Below are 3,373 nucleotides of genomic sequence, written 5' to 3'. Positions count from 1 at the left end.
CGTTCTGGGCGCTCTGGTACCTGCTCGGCATGCTGCTGCCCAGCGCCCTCGGCGCGCTGCTCGGGCCGCGCCTGCTGCGCTGGTGAGGCGCGGCCGGCAGCACGCTGCGCGCGGCTTCGGCATAATCGACGGCCCGCCCGCGGAGCAGCAAAAGCCATGCAGATCGACGAAGAACTGACCCTGAAGAAGCTGGAAGTGTTTCTGGCCTTCATGCGCAGCGGCAACCTGGGCAAGGCGGCGGTGGAGCTGAACACCAGCAACGTCAGCGTGCACCGCGCCATCCACTCGCTGGAAAGCGCCCTGCGCTGCCCGCTGTTCAAGCATGAGGGGCGCAACCTGATCCCGCTGGAAAGCGCCTACGTGCTCGAGGAGCGCGCCCAGCAACTGGTCAAGGACGTGCTCGAGACGGTGCGCCAGACCCGCGAGGCGGCCGGCTTCTCGGCCGAGCGCTTCAAGCTCGGCGCGCTCTATTCGTTGACGGTGAAGACCGTGCCGCAGTTGATCATGGGCCTGAAGCTGCGCCGCAGCGAGCTCAACATCGACCTGATCCTCGGCTCCAACGTCGACCTGCTCTACAAGCTGAAGAACATGGAGCTGGATGCGATCCTGGTGTCGCTCAACGAGAGCGTCGCCGATTCGGACTGCGAGCAGGTGCCGCTGTTCTCCGACGACATCTTCCTCGCCGCGCCGGCCGACTCGCCCTTCGCCGAGCAATCCGAAGTCGACCTCAGCGACCTGCGCGACGCCACCTTCATCACCCTGTCGCAGGGTTTCGCCACTCACCAGGACGGCAACCGGGTATTCCAGCTCGCGGGGTTCGAACCGAAGGTGGCGATGCAGGTGAACGACATCTTCACCCTGCTCAGCATGGTCAATTCCGGGGTCGGCTACGCCTTGCTGCCGGGGCGCGTGGGGATGGTCTACGAATCACGCGTGCGGTTGATCCCGCTGCAAGCGCGCTACCACCTGCAGCAGCATATCGGCGTGGTGTTCCTCAAGGCCAAGGAGCGCGATCCCAACCTGCTGGCGCTGCTCGCCGAGTGCCGCATGTACAGCCTGAAGTACCCGAGCTGAAGCGGCGCAGATTGGCTGGGCTCGCGGTAGGTTGGCGCTGAGCGCAGCGAAGCCCAACAGGGGGCACAACGTGTTGGGCTTCGTCGCTGCGCTCCTCAACCCAACCTACGCGCCTGAAGCGGCGTAGGGTGGAAAACCCGCGAAGCGGTTTTCCACGCGTCGGCGTGGGGCCACTCGGGCCGGGATGGTCGCCACCGCAGCCGGTGGAAGAGGCTTCGCCGTCTTCCACCCTACGCGCATGTCCAGCTAGGCGACGACCGGCTGCCCGCCCGCTACCGGCGCCGGGCGGCCGAGGCTCTGCGTCACCACATCGCCGATCATGTCCGCGGTGATTGCGCTCAGCGTCCAGCCAGGTGGCCATGGCCGGTGTTGTAGAACACGCACGGCGATTTGCCGCGGCCGACACGGGGCATCATGTTCGGCAGCATCGGCCGCAGACCCGCCCAGGGCACCACGCTGCGGGTATTGACGCCGGGAAAGCACTGGTTGACCCAATCCACCAGCGGGCGGATGCGATCGGCACGGATGTCGCGGTTGTAGCCATTGAACTCGGCGGTGCCGGCGACGCGGAAGCGGTCGTCGCCCAGGCGGCTGCTGACCAGCTTGGTCTCGTCGTCGAGCAGGCTGACGGTCGGCGCCGAGGCACGGCTGGGCTCGTCGTTCAGGTTGACGGTGATCGAGTAGCCCTTGACCGGGTAGATGTTCACCCGGTCGCCCAGCTGGGCTGCCAGTGCACGGCTGGCGGTGCCGGCGCAGACCACCAGGCCGTCGAATTCCAGCCGCTCGTCACCCTCGCTGCCGGCCAGCACCACGCTGGCGCCCTTGCCGTCGCTGGCCACGGATTTCACCTCGACGCCGTAGCGACAGCGCACGCCGAGCCGTTCGATGGCGGTGGCCAGCCCATGGGTGAACTTGTGGATGTCGCCGGTGGAATCGCATTCGGTGTAGTAGCCGCCGTAGTAGCTGCCAGCCAGCGTTGGCTCGATGGCGCGCATCTCCTCGGGCGTCACGCTGCGCCGCGGCAGGCCGCCTTCGGCGAGCAGGCGCGAGACTTCAGCGGCATGCTCGAAGCCGGCCTTGTCGCGGTAGATGTGCAGGATGCCCTTCTTCTTCAGGTCGAAATCGACGCCTTCGGCTTCGGCCCAGGCGAACAGATGCTCGCGCGCGGCGATGGCCAGCCGAGCGGTCTCGACGGTGTTCTGGCGGTAGTTGGGGATCGAGCCGATGAACTCGGCGAACCAGGACAGCTTGTGCCAGCTGGGCTTGGGATTGACCAACAGCGGCGCGTCGCTCTTGAGCATCCACTTGAGACCCTTGACGATGGTCGACCAGTGGTTCCACACCTCGGCATTGGAGGCCGACAGCTGGCCACCGTTGGCGAACGAGGTCTCCATCGCCGCGTAGCGGTGCTTTTCCAGCAGGGTGACGGCGAAGCCGCGCTTGGCCAGGGCATAGGCGGTGGTGACGCCGGTGATGCCGCCACCGATGACTGCGATTGTTTTCATTGTCGTGCTCCAGAACGTCAGGGGGTCATAGCCCGCGCGCCCAACGCGCGGCGGGCGCCCCCTCTGTTCTGGACCTGAGAGATTCACGAGCGCATGACGGCTCGCTTGCTCCTTCGGTGCGCCCGGCGACGAAAACCGGGCGGCTCTTCAGAGTGTCTGCTGTGGTAGCGGTCCTTTTGCCTGAGAGTTTCCGGGGCGGTTGCTCCTTCGGCGCTGCCTGGCGGCAGTCTCTCCCGCTAGCACATCGACCCGCGCCAGCTGCCTGCGGCAATCTGTCGCGAATCGAGGCCTACCCTGCCAGAAAAGTTCACGGCTGTAACCCCCGACGTTATGCCGAGGGGACGAGAGGCCGCCTTCCTAGACCCGGAAGCGCGCGGCCAGGCCTTGCAGATCACTGCCCAGCCTGGCCAGCTCCGCCGTCGAGGCGGCGGTCTGTTGCGCCGCAGCCGCCGACTGGTCGGCCACGTCGCGCACGTTGAGCACGCTGCGGTTGATGTCCTCGGCCACCGAGCTCTGCTCTTCGGAGGCCGTGGCGATCTGCAGGTTCATTGCCTGGATGGTCGAGATCGACTGGACGATCGCCTGCAGTTCCTCGCCCACGTCGCGCGCCAGGCTGACCGTCTCGGCGGCCAGGCCGCGGCTGCTGTCCATCAGCGACGAGGCGTTCAGGGTGCCTTCTGCAGGTTGCCGATCAGTTCCTCGATCTGCGCCGTCGACTGCTGGGTGCGCTGCGCCAGGCCGCGCACCTCGTCGGCGACCACGGCGAAACCGCGCCCGGCCTCGCCCCGCCCGGG

The 3,373-nt window shown here is 67.0% G+C and carries 2 protein-coding genes, 2 pseudogenes and 1 riboswitch; of the genes and pseudogenes, 2 read left to right on the top strand and 2 right to left on the bottom strand.

The annotated features are described in order from the left end of the window. Both BAY1663_RS24310 and BAY1663_RS22290 read left to right on the top strand, forming a co-directional pair. On the top strand, positions 1–86 hold an 86-nt coding region (locus BAY1663_RS24310), incomplete at its 5' end, for an NrsF family protein (RefSeq protein ID WP_128576455.1). A 70-nt stretch (positions 87–156) separates the two neighbouring features. Continuing rightward, a complete protein-coding gene (locus tag BAY1663_RS22290; protein WP_037045213.1) occupies positions 157–1,074 on the top strand; it encodes a LysR substrate-binding domain-containing protein in 918 nt (305 codons plus the stop codon). A gap of 246 nt (positions 1,075–1,320) precedes the next feature. Here BAY1663_RS22290 and BAY1663_RS22285 read toward each other — a convergent pair. Together BAY1663_RS22285 and BAY1663_RS22280 are read right to left on the bottom strand one after the other, a co-directional pair. Continuing rightward, positions 1,321–2,579, bottom strand: a pseudogene (locus BAY1663_RS22285) (D-amino acid dehydrogenase). Positions 2,580–2,737: 158 nt separating this feature from the next. Then, a riboswitch (glycine riboswitch) is annotated at positions 2,738–2,825 on the bottom strand. A 111-nt stretch (positions 2,826–2,936) separates the two neighbouring features. Then, a pseudogene (locus BAY1663_RS22280) lies at positions 2,937–3,373 on the bottom strand (methyl-accepting chemotaxis protein); the annotation flags it as partial.

Origin of the sequence: Pseudomonas sp. BAY1663, from assembly GCF_000582595.1 — a bacterium.
GTDB lineage: Bacteria > Pseudomonadota > Gammaproteobacteria > Pseudomonadales > Pseudomonadaceae > Stutzerimonas > Stutzerimonas stutzeri_AF.
Note: the sequence above shows the minus strand (reverse complement) of the source record. Positions and strands in the feature narration are given on the sequence as shown.